The 16,501-nt window shown below is 67.5% G+C and carries 16 protein-coding genes; 5 read left to right on the top strand and 11 right to left on the bottom strand.

Going from position 1 to position 16,501, the window contains the following annotated elements; genetic code table 11:
- The 10 genes from ACQP0P_RS47115 to ACQP0P_RS47070 form a co-directional block, all read right to left on the bottom strand.
- The gene (locus tag ACQP0P_RS47115; protein ID WP_433369569.1) at positions 1-474 is read right to left on the bottom strand and encodes a type IV toxin-antitoxin system AbiEi family antitoxin domain-containing protein; all 474 of its coding nucleotides are present in this window, start codon (positions 472-474) and stop codon (positions 1-3) included.
- A gap of 85 nt (positions 475-559) precedes the next feature.
- Positions 560-3,028, bottom strand: coding sequence for an EcoAI/FtnUII family type I restriction enzme subunit R (gene hsdR, locus ACQP0P_RS47110; protein WP_433369566.1), 2,469 nt, complete (start codon positions 3,026-3,028; stop codon positions 560-562).
- Between the two features lie 293 nt (positions 3,029-3,321).
- Positions 3,322-3,705: a toll/interleukin-1 receptor domain-containing protein gene (locus tag ACQP0P_RS47105; protein ID WP_433369564.1), complete on the bottom strand. Its 384-nt coding sequence runs from the start codon at positions 3,703-3,705 to the stop codon at positions 3,322-3,324.
- 437 nt (positions 3,706-4,142) lie between these two features.
- Positions 4,143-5,261 carry a hypothetical protein gene (locus tag ACQP0P_RS47100; RefSeq protein WP_433369561.1) on the bottom strand — a complete coding sequence of 373 codons (1,119 nt, stop codon included), beginning with the start codon at positions 5,259-5,261 and terminating at the stop codon, positions 4,143-4,145.
- A 16-nt stretch (positions 5,262-5,277) separates the two neighbouring features.
- Positions 5,278-7,317: a methyltransferase, FxLD system gene (fxlM, locus tag ACQP0P_RS47095; protein WP_433369558.1), complete on the bottom strand. Its 2,040-nt coding sequence runs from the start codon at positions 7,315-7,317 to the stop codon at positions 5,278-5,280.
- 36 nt (positions 7,318-7,353) lie between these two features.
- Positions 7,354-8,412: a lanthionine synthetase C family protein gene (locus tag ACQP0P_RS47090; RefSeq protein WP_433369555.1), complete on the bottom strand. Its 1,059-nt coding sequence runs from the start codon at positions 8,410-8,412 to the stop codon at positions 7,354-7,356.
- Complete coding sequence (locus ACQP0P_RS47085; protein WP_433369552.1) at positions 8,409-10,433, bottom strand: lantibiotic dehydratase family protein; 2,025 nt, start codon at positions 10,431-10,433, stop codon at positions 8,409-8,411. The genes ACQP0P_RS47090 and ACQP0P_RS47085 overlap by 4 nt, the downstream gene beginning before the upstream one ends.
- 62 nt (positions 10,434-10,495) lie before the next feature.
- Positions 10,496-10,669 carry an FxLD family lanthipeptide gene (locus ACQP0P_RS47080; protein ID WP_143121300.1) on the bottom strand — a complete coding sequence of 58 codons (174 nt, stop codon included), beginning with the start codon at positions 10,667-10,669 and terminating at the stop codon, positions 10,496-10,498.
- 68 nt (positions 10,670-10,737) lie between these two features.
- Positions 10,738-11,058, bottom strand: coding sequence for a hypothetical protein (locus ACQP0P_RS47075; RefSeq protein WP_433369549.1), 321 nt, complete (start codon positions 11,056-11,058; stop codon positions 10,738-10,740).
- 965 nt (positions 11,059-12,023) lie between these two features.
- Positions 12,024-12,467: a recombinase family protein gene (locus ACQP0P_RS47070; RefSeq protein WP_433369546.1), complete on the bottom strand. Its 444-nt coding sequence runs from the start codon at positions 12,465-12,467 to the stop codon at positions 12,024-12,026.
- Between the two features lie 157 nt (positions 12,468-12,624).
- Between ACQP0P_RS47070 and ACQP0P_RS47065 the strand changes: the two genes are divergently transcribed.
- Genes ACQP0P_RS47065 through ACQP0P_RS47045 form a run of 5 tightly spaced genes read left to right on the top strand, consistent with a single transcriptional unit; the run spans position 12,625 to position 15,871 of the window.
- Positions 12,625-14,409 (top strand): ElyC/SanA/YdcF family protein, encoded by a 1,785-nt coding sequence (locus ACQP0P_RS47065; protein ID WP_433369543.1) that lies wholly within the window; start codon positions 12,625-12,627, stop codon positions 14,407-14,409.
- Entirely contained in the window at positions 14,351-15,151 is an 801-nt protein-coding gene (locus ACQP0P_RS47060; RefSeq protein ID WP_433369540.1) for a WbqC family protein, read from the top strand. Before ACQP0P_RS47065 ends, ACQP0P_RS47060 begins: the two co-directional genes overlap by 59 nt.
- 48 nt (positions 15,152-15,199) lie before the next feature.
- Positions 15,200-15,424, top strand: a complete 225-nt coding sequence (locus ACQP0P_RS47055; RefSeq protein ID WP_433369537.1) for a hypothetical protein — start codon at positions 15,200-15,202, stop codon at positions 15,422-15,424.
- Positions 15,425-15,467: 43 nt separating this feature from the next.
- Complete coding sequence (locus ACQP0P_RS47050) at positions 15,468-15,545, top strand: hypothetical protein (protein WP_433382459.1); 78 nt, start codon at positions 15,468-15,470, stop codon at positions 15,543-15,545.
- 17 nt (positions 15,546-15,562) lie between these two features.
- Positions 15,563-15,871: a C40 family peptidase gene (locus ACQP0P_RS47045; RefSeq protein ID WP_433382457.1), complete on the top strand. Its 309-nt coding sequence runs from the start codon at positions 15,563-15,565 to the stop codon at positions 15,869-15,871.
- 110 nt (positions 15,872-15,981) lie between these two features.
- Here ACQP0P_RS47045 and ACQP0P_RS47040 read toward each other — a convergent pair whose 3' ends face one another.
- Positions 15,982-16,161, bottom strand: coding sequence for a hypothetical protein (locus tag ACQP0P_RS47040; protein ID WP_433369534.1), 180 nt, complete (start codon positions 16,159-16,161; stop codon positions 15,982-15,984).
- Positions 16,162-16,501: the final 340 nt, after the last annotated feature.

Genomic DNA, 16,501 nt, shown 5'->3' with positions numbered 1-16,501 from the left:
TCAGAGATCCTTGTTCGTCGGCTGGATGTTCAGATCGATGAGGGTGCGGGCGAGAGTCGTCGCGCGGAAGCCGTCGCGCTGCTCGACGTCGGCGGGGGACAGGTCAGCGCGGTGGGTGAGCACGGCGGGGTCCCGCTGGCGGAATCCGGGCGGAACCGTCATGTGCACGACGGCTGGGTCGACCGGCGCGAGGCCGTGGACGCTCAGGGCTGTCTCGTGGGAGAAGACCGCGCGGTCCAGGCTCCACAGGGACCAGCGGACCAGATGGTCCAGGTCGCTCGACGGGAGGTCGGCGTACTCGCGGAAGCGGTACAGGCCCCGGTCGATGCGCGTCCAGTTGCCCCGGCGGACGTGGAAGTACTGCGACTGGTAGGAGTAGCCGTCGAGCAGCGCCTGGGCCGCCGTGAAGAAGCCGCGCTGACGGGCGGCCCGGCGCCAGAGCCGGGTCCGGGGTTCCTTCTCCCGCTGCCTCATACATGGAAGGTTAGCGCAGGTGAAACTTATAGTCGCTTTTAGTTTTGTGCACGATAGGGGATTGCTTCTTCCGTTCCGAAAGAAATCAGGAGGCCTCGTACAAACGGGTTCTTAGCTGGTCGACGGCGACACGGAGCCCGGCCCCGGCGCGGTCTCCGAAACGCTCGGCGATCTCGACGACGGTGCCGAAGCCACGATAGGGGGATGTCTTCATGGAGTCGGAGTCCAGCTCGAGTTCCTTCTCGTTGTGGGAGGAGTACTGCTCCAGCAGGCGTTCGAGGATCGTGCGGGCTTCGGGGGCGAACGACTCCAGGAACTCGCGGTGCTGGAGTTTGAAGCGGAGTGCTCGTTCCGAGCGCGAGAGCACGGGGAGGCCCCAGCCGAGATAGATCAGGAGGTCGATGGCGTCGGCGTCGGGGCGACCCGTCAGCTCGCCGAGGTCGGCGGAGCTGATTCCTGAGGACTCCAGCCGCTTGCGCAGCTCCGCGCGGCTCCGGCTGTGTGCCCACTGGGCGAGCAGTTGGTTCGGGGACAGGTCGAGCTCGTGGAGTCTGTCCTTGATGAACTGCTCCAGCCGAACCAGCCGTAGTCGCAGGCCGGTGCCATCGGTCTCGGTGACGAAGACGGCCGTGCCGACGATGCTGACCTCGACGTCGTCGATGTAGTAGGTGCGGCCCTCGGCGCGGATGTCATCGATCTCGTCGGGGTCGGTGATCATCCGAGGCAGCTCGCCGCCTTCCGCACCGAGGTACTCGGCCTCGGGTTCGGCGACCTCGTCCGGGTCCGGTTCAGGTTCGGTGTCGTCGAGGTCCTCGGGGAAGGTGATGAAGCTGCCGTCAGGGTCTGCCTCGTCGCGGAGCCGCCGGAGCGGCGGGCCATCGAACTTGGGGTCGTAGAACAGGCGGGTCGCGTCCACGAAGTCGATGATGTCGAACGCGAACTTTCCGGTCTCGGGCGACAGGCGGGTGCCGCGGCCGATCGTCTGCTTGAACTCCGGCATCGAGCGGATCACTCGGAATAACACGATGTTGCGGACGGTCGGGATGTCGACGCCCGTCGACAGCATCCGCGACGTCACCGCGATGACCGGGACCTCGGAGCTGGCGTCGCGGAATTCGTCCAGACGCTCCCGGCCGGCCTCGTGGTCGTCTCCGGTGATCCGGCAGACCCACTTGTGGCCGTGCCGCTGCGACAGGTCGGCGTTGGCGCGGGTCAGCGCCTCGACCATGCGCATCGCGTGGTCGTTGGTCTGGCAGAACACGATGGTCTTGTGCATTCGGCCGGTCTTATGCAGATACTCCGTCAGGTAGCGGGCTACCTCGTCGGTGCGGTCGAGGATCGCCACGATGCGCTCGAAGTCCTTCGGCCCGTAGAGCTCATCGGGGATTTCTCTGCCGTACATGTCGAGCTGACCTGCGTCCGGCCGCCAGCCGTACAGGTCGATATCGATCCGGACGTTGCGGACCCGGTAAGGGGCGAGGAAACCGTCGCGAATGCCCTGGGCGAGGGAGTACTCGTAGATCGCGTCGCCAAAGTAGTGGTAAGTGTCGACGTCCTTACGGCTGATCGGCGTGGCCGTCAGACCCAGCTGGACGGCGGGCTCGAAGTACTCCAGGATCTCGCGCCACTGCGAGCCCTCCGAGGCGCTGCCCCGATGGCACTCGTCGACGATGATGAGGTCGAAGAAGTCCCGGTCGAACCTCGTGTAGAAGTCCTGCGCCCCGCCGGGCTGCGACAGCGACTGGTACAGCGCGAAGTAGATGTTGCGGCTCTTCTGCACTCGGCCCTGGCCGAGCCGGTGGACGGCCTCGCCGAACATCTCGGTGAAGTAGTCGTCCTTGGGCTGGTCGATGAGGATGTTCCGGTCGGCGAGATACAGGACACGGGGCCGCCGCCCCTTTTTTGGCCAGTTCGCGTTCCACAGCTTCGCAACGATCTGCGCCGAGACCAGGGTCTTGCCCGTGCCGGTGGCCAGCACTAGGAGTAACCGTCGTTGGCCCTTGGCGATGGTCTGGACGGCTCGGTTGATCGCGTTGCGCTGGTAGTAGCGGGGGTCCTTCGGAGTGCCGTCCCAGTTGCGGGTCAGTTTGAACGGCGCGGAGGCCAAGTCGGCATGAGCGTCGTCGGCGAGGGATCGGTCATCGCGGTACCGGGCCCAGAGCTGCTCCGGCGTGGGGAACTCCGAGATCTCCGAGATCAGGCCAGTCCGGTAGTCGACCTCGATGGTGCGGGTGCCGTTCGTCGAGTAGGCGAACGGGACGTCTAGCAGCTCGGCGTAGCGTTTGGCCTGCTCGAAACCCTCAGCGGGATCAATGCGGGAGCGTTTGGCCTCGACGACGGCGAGCGGCAGGCCGTCGGAGTACTCCAGCACGTAATCGGCGATCAGCGGGCGCTGCTGATGGTGGCGGCGGGCGGTCGGCTGGATCCGGCCGCGATTGATCCGGTATCGGCTCTTGACCTGCACTTCTACATTCCAACCGGCCCGGACGAGAGCGGGCAGGACGAACCGCTCACAGGTCTCGTCCTCGGTGGGGTTGCCGCTACTGGAAGTCACCCTTCATTTCTACCCGGAGGGTGTGACAATTTCCGGACTATCGATCCCAAACCCCCTTTGAACGCGGATTGGATCTTCGACAGGATGACGGCTCAGTCGGTTGCCTCGCCTTTCGTGACTACGGAACGATACGAAGTACCGGGCGTTGGTCAGCCATCCCAAAAAGCTCACGGACCCGTGAGGGGGGCCAGGCGAGCTGGTCGGCTAGGTCCTGCATGCAGGCTCCACCGACTCCCGTGTTCTGGGCTTGGCACCGGCAACGCGGAGCGACGCCCGAGCACGCTGCCGGACGCCTAGTTCGCCGATGTGAGGGGTGCGGTCAGATCGTCCTCAACGGAGACCAGCTCGGCGATCTTGTTGGCAATGTCTGCCATCGAATCATCCGCCGTGTTCAACCCATTTCGGGAGGCAAGCAAGGGGCTAACCTTCCGGAGTTCGTCGTAAGTCGTCTCGTGCACGACAGGGAGCAGTAGGTCACGTGCAAGGAGCTCCGAGAGCTCCTTGTCAGAGACGCCCCGGCGGTCGACGCGTTTCAGTAGCGCTGGGGTGACTAGGACGAGACCTGTACGCGACCTCGCCAGGCCTCTGTCGATCTCCCGCATGAACGGTTGGCCGAGCACGATGTCCTTCTCGCTGAACCAGACCGACACGCCCTCTGCATCCAGCAGGTCGTGCAACTCCTTAGCAGCACCGCGCCGGTCATCCCACGCGTGGCAAAGGAAGACATCGCGAAGGTCTGGCTCTAGACGCGCACGCAACTCGACAGTGCGGCGAACGGGAGTCAGCGCCCGCACCTCGGCAGGCGTGTAAGTTATGGAGGAGGTGCTCGGTGACCAAGGCGGCCGCGTTCTGCCGCTAGTGGAGCCGCCTCTACTGCTCGCGCCGCCCCCGCTACTGCTCCGCGACATGTAATCCGGCTGCGGATAGTAAGGCCGGGGCGATGAGTACCCGGAGCGTCGGCCACTGCACGCAGGGCAAGCCGCAGCTGCGCTGGCGGTTCGATGGCCCCGGACCGGGGCTGTACAAGAACTCATAACCACACGGTAGTCCACGCGGCTCCTGGAGCCATCTCGTTGACGCGTAGCCCGGGGTCGTCTAGCGATCATAGGTCGGCTCAGGCCGCTCCGTGTAGCTCGGCAAGCAGGGCACGCAGGTTGCCCTCGCCGTGACGGACTGCGGCAGTGAGGGCATCCAGGTGGGCTGCTGGGAGGTACCTGGCGCCGAACCCCGAGGCGGTGAGCACGCCGGCGACTTCCTGTTCCTGCTGCGGGGTCATGCGGGAGCGCATCCCGTGGTGCCCCATGACCTCTCGGGCAGCGTAGGCGTCCGTGCAGGCCACGCCGACGACAGTGGACCGCAGGTCGGAGTCATATGCCGTGGGTCGGTCGGCGGTCAGGTCGAGCATGGTCAGGGTGAGCCGAGTCCGGAACGCTGCGGTCATCGGGTCGGGGTCGGTGATCAGCGCGAGAGTCTCCCGCCCCGCATGGTCCAGTTCGTCCTGTGGTGTCGGCGTGGTCGGAGGACGGCAGTAGACGCGCAGGATGGCGGCGACGGCGTTCTCCCAGGGCTCTGTAGGAACGCTGGAGTCGATCATGGTGACGGCCTGCTGCGGGAGGCCCTGTTCCATCAGCGACATGATCGTGAGCTGGCGGCCGTCGAGAAGCCGCTGACCGACGCCGCGGTGCGCGGCCATGGATTCGGCCGCCTCGGTCCAACGGCCAACGCACGCGAGGGCTCTGGCGCCGTCGATCAGCAGGGCGACCCACAGCTCCGTACAGATCGTGCGGTGGTCTGCGCCGGTCCGGATCAACGGCGACAGGTCGACGGCGTGATCGCGGATGACGGTGGCGCCGCGCTGCTCGGCGGCCCGGTACAACTGCTGCAGCACCGCGAAGGCAGCGCTACCTTCACCTTCGCGGACCAGGAGTCGGGCGATGTTCACCAGCGGCATCAGCGACATCACGGCGATGTCCTGGTCGAGGCTCCCGGCTTCGGCGAAGACCTTGTGCTGCCGCCAACACAGTTCGGCTGCCAGGTCGGGCATGCCGCTGTCGGAGGCGATGAGCGCGGAGAAGTTGAGGACACCACAGGCGCGGGCCACCCGCTTGGAGTGGTCCGCGCCGGGTGTTTCGGCGGTCAGCGCGGTGAGCTCTGCAATGCGCTTGTCCAGTGGAAGCCCGGGGGGTTTGGGTCGGCAGACCAGCGGGATACGGGCGGCGATCGCAGGGTTCATCACGCTGCTCCCCTTCCTACGGCCAGTCGATGACGAGTCGGCTGTTGGTCTTGTCGATGACGAAGCGTGAGTCAGCGGCCTTCAGCAGGTCGCGGTTGACGGCCGTGGCCATGCGGAAGCCGGGGGCCGGGGCGTCGTTGCCGTAGTCGCGGTCCCATTCCTGGATCGCGGCGGCGACCTGCTCGGCGAGGTCGGCGGCGCGCGGGCCGTGACCGATGACGCCGATCTCCCAGAACCGGCCCACGGTGTCTTCACCCTCACGGACGGTCAGATAGGCCAGGCTGTCGCCGTCGAGCGCCGCCATCGAACCCCACCCGAAATGCGGGGTGAACCCGGGCCGCTGGCCAGGTACCCGAGACAGGCCGTTGGGCAGGACGCACGCCAACCACAGATAGACCCACTCCCAAGCTGAGCCCTGCCGGAACTTCACTCCCGTGTAGACCTGGTGGGAGGGCTCGTCCAGGACGGTCCGCATCGCCTCCCGGTCCACGAGCTGCTCACTGTAGGTTTCCAGCCGGACGTTGCCCTCCCCGGCCATGGGGACCACGGTACGGACGTCGTCACATACGCCTTTGCGCAGCGGGACGAACGTGGCCATCTCGCAGGAGACGGTCTTCCAGGTCTCGCCGTCGCCGTCGCGCTCGAAGGCGAAGGATCGGGAGATACTGCCGCGGATCCGCATCGGGATGACGAGACGGCCGTCCGGGGCCAGTTGATTCAGGACGGGGAGGGGGATGTCACCGGCGCCCACGGTGAACTGGATCCGGTCGAACGGGGCATGCTCGGGCAGACCGGTCGCGCCATCGGCCAGCAGCGCGGTCACGTTCGACGCGCCAGCTGCGGCCAAGTGCTTTGCGGCGGTGTTGACGAGGTCAGTGTCGACGTCCACCGTCCACACGTGGCCGCCGGGGGCGACGAGTCGTCCGAGGAGGGCGGCGTTGTAGCCAGTAGCTGCCCCGGCCTCCAGGACCTTGTGGCCGGGCTCTGCGCCCAGTTGCTCCAGTTGGGTGGCGACGATAGACGGCGCGGATATGCAAGAGATCATCTCGCCGTCTCGGTCGTTCTTCACCGACACGGCGTCATCGACGTAGGCGGCGACGACCTCGACGTCGGGGATGAACCGGTGGCGCTCGACGTCCCGGAAGGCATCGATGATGGCGGGAGTGCGCAGGTGGCCGGAGCCGGTGAACTTGTCCACCATGGCGTTGCGCAGCTCGGCGGGGTCGGTCGTAGTGATGGTGCTCTCCATCCTCTTGAAAACGGGTGCGGACTGACTGCTAGACACGGTGGCTGGGTTGCCGTCTCCGAAGGCGACGTTCCAGCCAAGCCAGGCCGCGGCAGCCTGCTCGGCCACGGGTGTGGCCGCGCGGTTGAAAGCGAAGATCGCATGGTGGGCGAGGACCGCGCGCAGCCCCCGCCGGAGTTGCCCACTGGTCGCGAGCCGGGCCAGGCGGCGGCCAGCGTCCTCGAACGCGGCGACGCGGTCAGGCCAGCCGGGTTCGGTGGTGTCCCGCTTGGCGGCGTCGGCGTGCACGAGGCGCCGCATGGCAGTGATCGCAGACGCCTGGTAGGCCGCCTGCGGTGGGTCGATTGCCGGGCGGAGGTTGCCGAATGTCGCCCACACGTCGCTGATCTCGAACGGGTCGAGGCCTGCCGCGCGGTTCATGGTGGAGAGCAGCAGGATGCACCGCTCGCGGGCGTACGGGCTGCCGGTCTCGGCCAAGGCCGCGGGGCTGTCGGCGCACCACACCTCGTGGGCGATGGCCATACCCTGCTCGCCGCCGAAGGTTTCGATCTCCGGTTCGTAGATGCCGCCAACCCAACCGGCCGCGACCTCGTCGGCGACGAGTTGATCGAGCAGGTCGGCAGCGGGCCTCTCGGTGCGCAGCCGGAGATTGCCTTCCTTGCGCAGGAAGTGGAAACGCCAGCCGGACAGCGCGGCCGCGAGTGCGATCGCAGCCTTCGGGGTCGCTCCGGCATCGCCGGGAAAGCGGATGGTGGCGTGCCACCACTTCGGTTCGTCGGGCAGCGGTAGGTTCTCGTCGTTCCAGTCCATGTCCTCGGTTCGCTCCTGCTCGGTTGTGGTGGCGGGTCAGTTGATCAACAGGGCGCGGGTCCAGCCGGTCACGTTGGAGCCCTTCAGCGCCATGACCGCCCCGGCTCGGCCTTCCATGAACCCGGGCTTGGACAGTGCGGGGATCCCCGCTTCTAACCTCTGGCGGGTCTGCCGGATGGGCTCGGCGAACCGGTCGGGGGTACGGCTGTCGGCGGCGAGGGCGGTCGTGACGGTCAGCAGCCCGGCCCAGCCGTGGCAGAGGGACGCATCGGTGACCCGGCTCAGGCGGGCCGGGTCGGTGAGGGCGGCGATGGCGAGTTCCTCGGCCTTCTGCCTGCGGGCGTCGTCGCCGAGCGCGCAGGCTGCCAGTTGCAGCGTGCGGGCGATACCAAGGTCCCCGTAACACCAGGAGGGGCGCAGGGGCGGCGCCTGCAACGCCTCAGCGGCGAGTGGGTCCAGGGTGATCCAGTAGAAGGAGCCGAACTTCTCCAGCCAGGCCGTGAACGTCTTGATGGCGCCTATCTGGCCTTCTACCAGGACGCCGCGGCGGGCGGCGAGAGACAGCAGCGCCAACGGGCCGGCGATGCCGTGGGCTACCCCATTGTTCGCGTGGCCACCGGTGATCTCCTCATGCGTGGGGCTGTTCGGCGACCACCACCCGGGCAGGACCTGGGCATCGGCTTCGGCCGGGACTGCCAGCGTCACCAGGTAGGCCAGCACCTCCTGCAGCAGCGGCGGCGAGCCTGCTCGGGCAAGCAGCACCACCCCCAGCCCGGTGAGCCCCCGGATGAGATCGAACTCTGCCAGTGCCGGGAGCCGGGTCGCCTTTCGTCGGCAGCGGGCCGCGGCGAGCCGGGCGGCCACGACCCGGTCGACGGCCGTCTGAACGGTCTGGTCGACGCGCCCGGCACGGCCAAGCACGAACTCCAGGGCCGGGGCGCCGTGGAACAGAGAAGCGTTGGAGCCGGTGCTGACGCCGCCAGCGACCGCCTCGGCCAGCAGAGGCCGGGCTGCGGCAAGGTTACCGCGCTCGATGTGCAGCAACGCTATCCCCAGCGCGCCCTCGGCCAGGGCCTGCGTCGTGGGCGGGCTCATCGGCCCGCCCTGACTGCGACGACGATGCTGTGGGCCCGCCCGCCGATCCATCCATCCATGTCCGGCGGCGGCGCCTCATAGAGCACCGCGATAGGGGAGCCGCACAGGTGCGTACGGAGCACGTCCAGGTCCATCTCCCTGGTGAGGTCCAGGAGCAGGCGCTGATCGTCCATGGCCAGGAGCACACGCTCCGGCACACCCGCCCGGCCGCGCCAGGCGTGCAACTGCGCGGCCCACTCGTCCAGGGGGGCCGCACGGCCGGGCAGGGCGCGGGCCCGAAGCTGCCAGCGGGCGGCAACGACGATGCTGCGCCGATAGTGCAGCCCCGGCGTGAACGGCAGCGTCCACGCCGCACCCCAGTCGAACCAGGTCACCTGCGGAGTCGCGGCACGGCTGATCTCGGCCAGGAAGCGGGCCAGCGGCGGGGTGAAGTTGTTCCACATGAAGTTGAGCGCGGTCGGCGCGAGCAGCTCCAGGCGCTCCCCGGTGGCGGCCACCGCGAGGTAGAGGTGGCTACCGCGCAGACCTACGACCAGATCAGAGGGGACGAACACCGTGGCGTCGCTGCCCCGGTGCTCTCCGACGCTGACCAGCTTCGGCAGGACTTGCGGGGTGCGCGTGAGCAGGTCGGCCTCGACGCGGGAGGGATGGAACGACAACTGAGCCAGTTCCGCCACAGGATCAACCGTGGGAAGGGCCACTTGCCCGGCGGCCTGCGGGAACAGGTGCCCGAATCGCCCCGTCATCGTGCCTGCCGCCCTGGAGACGGTGTGAACGTGGACGCGGAAGTCGCCTCGGTCGAGCGCTGGGAGGGAACGGGCTTGGACCTGTGCGCACACCTCGAAGTGCGGTGCCAGGGCGGTGGGTTCGCCTGCGGCCGCCTCCAACTCCTCGATGAGCGGCTCGGACAGGATCACCGTCCGGTGGCGTTCGACGGCGGCGGTCCCTGCGAGATCCAACAGCAGCCGGTCGCGCCGCGACATCGGTCGTGGCGGCTCGGACACCGAGCCGAACCCGTCAGGCAGGCCCAACCCGTTGTCCGGGTCAACGAGCTGCTCCAGGCCGACCTCGGCGTCTTCACCCCATCGGGCGGCGAACTGCTCGGTGTAGCGCCGCCACGCCCGGGTGCCGGTTGGGTTGGCCGCGAGCCTGGCCAGCACGGTTGCCACGGTTTCCATCTCGACCGCGACGGCCTCCGGCAGCCGAACCGTGGCGTTTAGCCGTAGATCCACGTACGCCTCCCGATCGCGGGCGTCCAAGGCGACGGCAGGCAGGACGGCTGCCGGGTCAACGACCGTGGCGGGAGCACGCAGTGCCGACAGCAGCAGCCGAAGCCGCAGCAGCTCCGCGAGGAACGCCGCCTGGCGGTGTCCTTCCACCTGTGGGAATTCTGCGGCGAGTTTGCCCGCGAGCGCCGCATACCGGATGGGTGACGTGGCCGCCTGGAGAACGAACGTCAGCGCAGGCGTCAGCGCGAGGGAGAACTCCGACGCGCCCTCGGACGGCACGAAGACGCAGCCGCCGCGCACGTACACCAGGTTGTTGACGCACACCTCGATGGCCGCCATCGACACGCCGCTGCCTTCCTGGGCGCTGATCACCTTGTCCAGCGCCCGGGGGTCGGCTCGGGTGACGATCTCGTGCTCATCCCCGACAAGCACGGCGGATGTCTCGCCGAAGTCGACCAGGCAGACGCCGGCGAACAGGCCGAACGGCGTGGACCGGTGCTCATACCTGATGGCGTACCGGGCGACCGCGAGCGCGGCGCGACGCGCCCGGCGAGCGTTCAACAACCGCCCGTCAAGAACTGCCTCCACCTGGCGGGCCAGGTCCAGGCTGGCACTGGAGACCGCGCGCCGGAACGTGTCATCGGCCCAGATCGGGCCGAGCCAGGAACGCCACTGCTCGGGGGACGCGGCGGGCCCCGGCCACTGTGGCAGGGCGGGGGCGGAAAGGTTCACCGCCGCGCGCAGCATCCCGGCGCCCGTACACCGGTACAGGGTCCGCCGCGACCGCGTCATCACTCACGCTCCGTTCTGGGGAAGAAGGGGGCGCGGGCCCGTACGGACCCGCGCCCCGCGGACTACGAGGTCGTGCAGGCGCTCGGGCAGGAGGTTCCGCAGTTGTCGCCGGTGCTGCACATCAGCACCGTGTCGGCCGCCGGGGTGTTCTCGATGAATTCGATGTTGAGGGCGAACGGGTCGAACGTCTCTCCCGTGTCGACCGTGGCGGTCTCCTCCGGCGTCAGAGTGCTCATGTCTCTACTCCTTGTCCTGTTTCGGGTTCCTGACGTGGGGTGTCCACGCCAGCCGGGCAGGGGCATAGTCAGCCCGCTTCCGCCTGGTTCACGTACGGGTCGGCCTCGTACCATTCGCCGCGGCTGGTGTGGTCAAGGTGGTGCTTGCGCACCAGGGCGGCGTACATCCGGATGACGTCGCGGTAGGCCCGGCCTCGGCTGGTTTGCTCGTGCCCGCGCCTGTCGGCGGGACGGAGCACGAAGAACTCGCCGCCCTCCGACGCCAGTTCGTACCGGCCGCAGCACGAGGTGTGTCTGACCCGGAGGATGGCGCCGTGTGACGTGTACGGCTCCCACTCGGGGGTGGGGCCCTCCTGCTTGACCGCCTGCGGCTGGCGGGTTCTCGTCATCCTCGTCTGCTCTCTCCACGGGGCGTGCGGCCCGCTGGGGGAGGAAGGCGGACAACCTGCACTCCTCGACAGGGTGCCCGCCTTCCCCCGCCTGGCCGACCCGCTGGCGAGCCTGCGCGCTCGCCACGTGGGAAGGGCCCGGCCAGGGTCTGGAGCCCGCCGCCCACGACGGCCTTCCGGGGCACATCGTGGGCGGCGGGTTGTAGGCGGCGCGGGGCAGCATGGGTGCTAGGTAGGGGCATGGGCCCGCGCCGGAGTACGTGGACGGCCGCACGTTGTGAGCCTGCTCGGCTGTCCACGCCAAGACGAGGAGAAGCAACACGGCCACCCGGCGGCGACCGCCAGGAACGCGTCACCGTACGTGAACACGATGCGCTCCCTTCCGGTGTGGTCTGGGGCCCCGAGGTCTTCCGGACCGGCGGGGTGCTGCCGGGTCCGGTGATCGTCTCGGGGCCGCTTCTGGCAGATCCTCACGGCCACCCGGGACGGATGTGGTGGGTGGCCGGTCCGCGGTCATGGCACGCGGGGAGGCCCGCCAGAGATCAAGTTCAGCTTCCTGCATGCGCTGCCACAGCTCGGCGGCGCTGCGCCCCATGACGGTGCGACACAGTCGCGGGTCGGAGCACTCCCACGCCTGCAGGACCCGCCAGTACGGGCGCCACAGGACAACCCAGCGGGGCGCCCGCGCCTGTACCAGTTGGGCGACCTCGACGGCGCCGGGGTCATACCGGGGCCGCATCGAGCACTTCACGAAGGTGTACGGGGAGGCGACAGCCCTCGCGACAGCCGCTGCGTTCTCTTGGACGACCTCGGTTACCCCAGGAATCGCCCCCTTCAGCTTGCCGGCGGCTGCACGGTCGGCCTCGAAGCCGTTCTTGTCGGCACCTGCGAGCGCGGCGTACGTGCGCTCTACCGCTGGCACGTTCGGGTTGAATTCGCAGCCGGGCGGTGGTGCGACGAAGGTGTCAATCATCATGGGGTCCTTGGCGAGTTGGTTCGAGTTGGCCATGGGGAACGGCGCGGGCCAGAGTCACGACCGGTCGGCCGGCGGAAGAGCCAGTGGTACGGAGGGCTCCCCGCACGACCAGCAGCCGCGCCCCAATCGCGTTCAGCTGTTCCCGCCGCCGAGTCGCGACGGGCTTCTCGCCCAGGTGGTGCGTAGTGGGCAGAACCACCCCGTAGGCGCCGGACATGAGAAGGACGTCCAGCAGGCCGGCGAAGGCCGGGTCGTCCGGCGATGCGGTCCCTCGATCGGTGAAGATGCCGCAGAGCTGCAGTTCGTGCTGCTCGCAGTATTGGGCGAGGGCTACCGTCAGGGCGGCGTGCCGCTCAGGCGTCGAACGATGCAGCCGCAGGTACCCGTAGACGATCGGGCCGTCCACATCGTGTTGTTCGGTGAGTGTCCACAAGGTAGCCGTCCTTACCGTGGTCGGGGCTTACGGCCCGCTCTTCGAGCATGGCCAGCCCCGACCCCGCTGGATACGACCCGCTGTCGCACTTGCGTCGCACTTCCGTAGGCCCTCGGTACCTCTGCGTGCTTCCATGGCCGTGGAAGGGAGCAGCGACGTGACGACCGTGCATGAGTGGACCGGTCTCGAAGCGCGTGCACTTCGCCGAGCCCTGCGGATGAGCGTGCGGGTGTTCGCGCAGCACCTCGGCGTGGCTCCCCGCACCGTGGCGAAGTGGGACCAGCTCGGTACCACCACTCGGCCACGTCCGGACACCCAAGCTATCCTGGACACCGCACTCGCCCGCGCGAATTCGGCGACTCACCTGCGGTTCGAGACGCTGCTCCTGGAACTCGGCCAGGACGTGGACCAAGGGCTGAGAGTCACTCGGATGGGACCACGGGCCTGGGACTACGAGACCTGGACAGACGATCTTGACCGGGCTGTGGTCGCTCTCAGCCGCCAGAGCTTCAGCTACGCCACCGACCTGCTGAACCGATGGCTCACCCGCTACGACCCGCACGCCTTGGACGACAAGGGTCTTTACCTGTTCGCACGATCGACGACGCTGTTCGGCGACCTCCAGCGCGACCAAGGAGCAGTCGCCGGCCCATTGTCCGCTCGCCGCTCCTACCTCAACGCCCGATCGATCTACGGACAGCTCGACATCCCCCGTCGTATCGCGCAGCTCGACCTTTCGTTGGCGGTGGTCGCCGAGATGGGGGGCCGGTTGGACGAGGCCGCCAAGGACTATGAGGCGCTGGCGGTGGACGACCGGCTCTCACCACGCGATAGGGCGCGAGCCCGGCTGTGGGTGGGGACCGCCCTGAGCAAGAACGACAAGAATGACTACGCCGCCCGCCTGATGACGACCGCCATCCGCGAGTTCGAGAACCTCGGTGAACCCGAGGACTGGTCCGTCGCGCACCAGAAACTCGCTCTGGCCCACCGTGGCGCAGGGAACCTCTCGGAGGCGCTACGCCTGATCGACCTCGCCCGCGCTACCGCAGTCACCGATGCGCCCATGCAGCGGGTCCGGCTGGAGACGGCTTACGGGCACGTCCTGCTTTCGGATCGGGCCACCGTGGATGATGGGGTGGTGATCCTCGACCGTGCCGCACGCGAGGCCGCGCAGCACGGGCTCGCGCACCAACTGCGCAGCATCGAGGGCATCCAGCGGACCATCCAGGGGGAGAGCCGCCTCCCTCTGCCACGGCGACCAGGGAGCAATCGAGTGAGCGTCAAGCAGCAGGTCATCACCGACGAGCAGTGGCAGCACGCCTACACCATCTGGGACTACCACCAGATGCACCACGACCTGAGCCGGTGTGACGTGGCCATCGGTCTGGGCAGCCACGATCTGGGGGTGGCACGCGCGGCGGTCGACCTGCACCGCGCCGGTTGGTTCCCGCTGCTCGTCTTCTCCGGCGCCACCAGCCCCACCACCGCGGCGCGCTTCCCCCGAGGCGAGGCCGTCCACTACCGCGAGCACGCGCTCGACCTCGGCATGTCCGACGAGGCGATTCTGCTGGAGCCGAACGCCACCAACACCGGCCAGAACATCGCACTGTCCCGCCAGGTGCTGGCCGATGCGGGTATTCAGCCCGGTTCGGTGCTCCTGATCTCCAAGCCGTACATGGAGCGTCGGGCCTACGCCACGGCACGAAAGGTATGGCCCGAGGTCGAGGTGGTGTGCGCTTCCGAGCCGCTTGAGCTGGATGACTACGTCAGCTCGATCGGTGATCCAAAGTTGGTCATCGACATGCTCGTCGGCGACCTCCAGCGCGTGATCGAGTACCCCAAGCTCGGCTACGCCATCGAGCAGCCCGTCCCAGGAGAGGTCCATGACGCCTACCAGGCTCTTCTCCGCGCCGGATTCGACAGCAGGCTCCTTACGCCCTGACCTGCCGTACGGCGAGGTGTGCGCCATCCACCAGCCCAACCTCTTTCCCCGACTGGTGACGCTGGCCAAGCTGTTCGCCGCTGACTACTGGATCGTCCTGGATGACGTGCAGTTTGCACGCAGGGACTACCAGCACCGCGCGCGCCTCGCCTCGCTCGACGGCTCGTGGCAGCCGCAGTGGCTCTCCATTTCCACCCATCTGCCATACGGCCGCTCCACCTCCATCCGCGGAGCGCGCCTGGCCGATCCCACCCGCTGCCGGCGCCGTGTCGCCCAGCTCCTCGCCGACCATTACCGGCACAGTATCTACTGGCCGCCGTTCAAGAGGCGGCTCGAACCTGTATTCGCCGCGTTCGAGAGCACGGATCGACTGGCGGACGTGACGGAGCTGTCCACACGTCTGCTGCTGGAGGAGGTCGGGTGGCGGGGGCAGATCCTGCACAGCAGCGATCTGCTCGCACCCGGTGAACGCTCGCAGCGCCTGGCCGACCTGGCCTGGCTGACAGGCGCCACGACCTACCTGTGCGGGACCGGGGGTATGCGATACCTGGACCCGGCCGCTTTCCGGGTCCACTCGATCGAGGTCCTCCCGTTCCAAGCCCGCGGATCGGGCATATGGGCATCCGCCCGGGAGGTGAGCGCGGTACACGCCCTGATGCTCGTCGGGTCGGGCGCTCTGGGGCGGGAACTGGAGGCCCTGCGCGAACGAGTTCTTGAGGACGATCCCCGATCTGGTGCCTAGCCCTGCTGGGCTTTGGAGATCGGTTCGCCTCCTCGCCATGCCGGGCTCATGGCACCCCGGTTCCTCGGCAAGGATCCCGACAGCCCCGACGGCGACTCGCCAACCGTCTGGGAGGACGGCGACGACTACATCCTGCAGGGCTTCACCATCACCGACACCGCCACTCTCCAGCATGTGGTCGACATGCTCGAGGGCGAAACGTTGATCCGCTTCCCCAAGCGCATGATGCAGTTCTTCCCGGAGGTAACCGGTGGCGGCAACAGCAACGCTTAAGCAACTCCTGAACGCCTGTCAGCGCTCTGCCTGGCACCTGGAGATGCGCGACGGCTACACCCTGAACGATCCCGGCCTCAGCGCCTGGCAATCCGGGCACAGGATTGGCCTGGATAACTAGACGGTCCCGGTTTCGGCATAGGCCGAGGGGCGAAGATCAGGGGCTTCGACTGCTCGGCCCTGGCCCAGTACGCCTGGGCCAAGGCCGGTGTTTCCATCCCCCGCGTGACCTACGACCAGTGGAACCACGGCATCCGCGTCCGTGGTCCCATCAAGCCTGGCGACCTTGTCTTCTACGAGACGGACTCCAAGATTCCCGGCCCTGACCGGGTCGGTCTGGCGATCTCCGACACCAAGATGGTCAACGCCCCGTTCACAGGATCAGTGGTCCGCGTCGAACCCATCAACTGTCGTGGGTTCGTCGGTGCGGTGCGGCTCAGCGGGTAAGGCTCGCACGACCGGTGGTGATGAAGCGCCAGCCGTATCCGGCAATACGGCTGACGTTCCGGCATGTAAAGGCCCCTCCTTTACACCTTTCGTTCTCTGCCGGTCCTGCTCTAACCGAACAAGATCGGGGAGAAGCCACCCAAAGCGGCGGTCCCGACGGTCAGCCCTACCAACAGGGAAGCCGACGGCGACTTTCCTGAACGCAGCGCGAGCAGGGCGGCGCCCCCTCCCACAGCAACAGAGAGGGCGATAGCGATGATCGCCTTGATCACCACGCCGGACAGGATCATCAAACCTCCGGATCGAAAAAGCTTCCGGACCATTGATTGACCGGGAGCTCCCTTTTGCTTGCTTACCTGTCTATCGCCTTCTCAATGCGGACATATCTATACAGACCATCGCGGGAGAGGTCAGATCGATGCGAAACGAAGCGGAACGAACAAAGGTTCTGTTAAACCATCCATTCCAAAGCCTCGTCGCGCCACACCGGATCGTTCCGAGTCGTTCTAGCTGCTCAGAGTGATCCGGAACGATTCGGAATGATCATATTGAAACGTTGATCATTGGTCTTATTCGTTCCGAGAGGGTTCGAGATGATCGAATCGGACGCGTAGATGCTCTTGACGCCTT

Source organism: Streptosporangium sp. CA-115845, assembly GCF_050943795.1.
Taxonomy (GTDB): domain Bacteria; phylum Actinomycetota; class Actinomycetes; order Streptosporangiales; family Streptosporangiaceae; genus Streptosporangium.
The sequence above is the reverse complement of the archived record's forward strand: the minus strand, read 5'-3'. Positions and strand labels throughout refer to the sequence as shown.

Coding starts and splice junctions, on each gene's coding strand:
- ACQP0P_RS47115 (WP_433369569.1), bottom strand. CDS start 474: ATGAGGCAGCGGGAGAAGGAACCCCGGACCCGGCTCTGGCGCCGGGCC.
- ACQP0P_RS47100 (WP_433369561.1), bottom strand. CDS start 5,261: ATGAACCCTGCGATCGCCGCCCGTATCCCGCTGGTCTGCCGACCCAAA.
- fxlM (WP_433369558.1), bottom strand. CDS start 7,317: ATGGACTGGAACGACGAGAACCTACCGCTGCCCGACGAACCGAAGTGG.
- ACQP0P_RS47090 (WP_433369555.1), bottom strand. CDS start 8,412: ATGAGCCCGCCCACGACGCAGGCCCTGGCCGAGGGCGCGCTGGGGATA.
- ACQP0P_RS47085 (WP_433369552.1), bottom strand. CDS start 10,433: ATGACGCGGTCGCGGCGGACCCTGTACCGGTGTACGGGCGCCGGGATG.
- ACQP0P_RS47080 (WP_143121300.1), bottom strand. CDS start 10,669: ATGAGCACTCTGACGCCGGAGGAGACCGCCACGGTCGACACGGGAGAG.
- ACQP0P_RS47075 (WP_433369549.1), bottom strand. CDS start 11,058: ATGACGAGAACCCGCCAGCCGCAGGCGGTCAAGCAGGAGGGCCCCACC.
- ACQP0P_RS47060 (WP_433369540.1), top strand. CDS start 14,351: ATGACGCCTACCAGGCTCTTCTCCGCGCCGGATTCGACAGCAGGCTCC.
- ACQP0P_RS47055 (WP_433369537.1), top strand. CDS start 15,200: ATGGCACCCCGGTTCCTCGGCAAGGATCCCGACAGCCCCGACGGCGAC.
- ACQP0P_RS47050 (WP_433382459.1), top strand. CDS start 15,468: ATGCGCGACGGCTACACCCTGAACGATCCCGGCCTCAGCGCCTGGCAA.
- ACQP0P_RS47040 (WP_433369534.1), bottom strand. CDS start 16,161: ATGATCCTGTCCGGCGTGGTGATCAAGGCGATCATCGCTATCGCCCTC.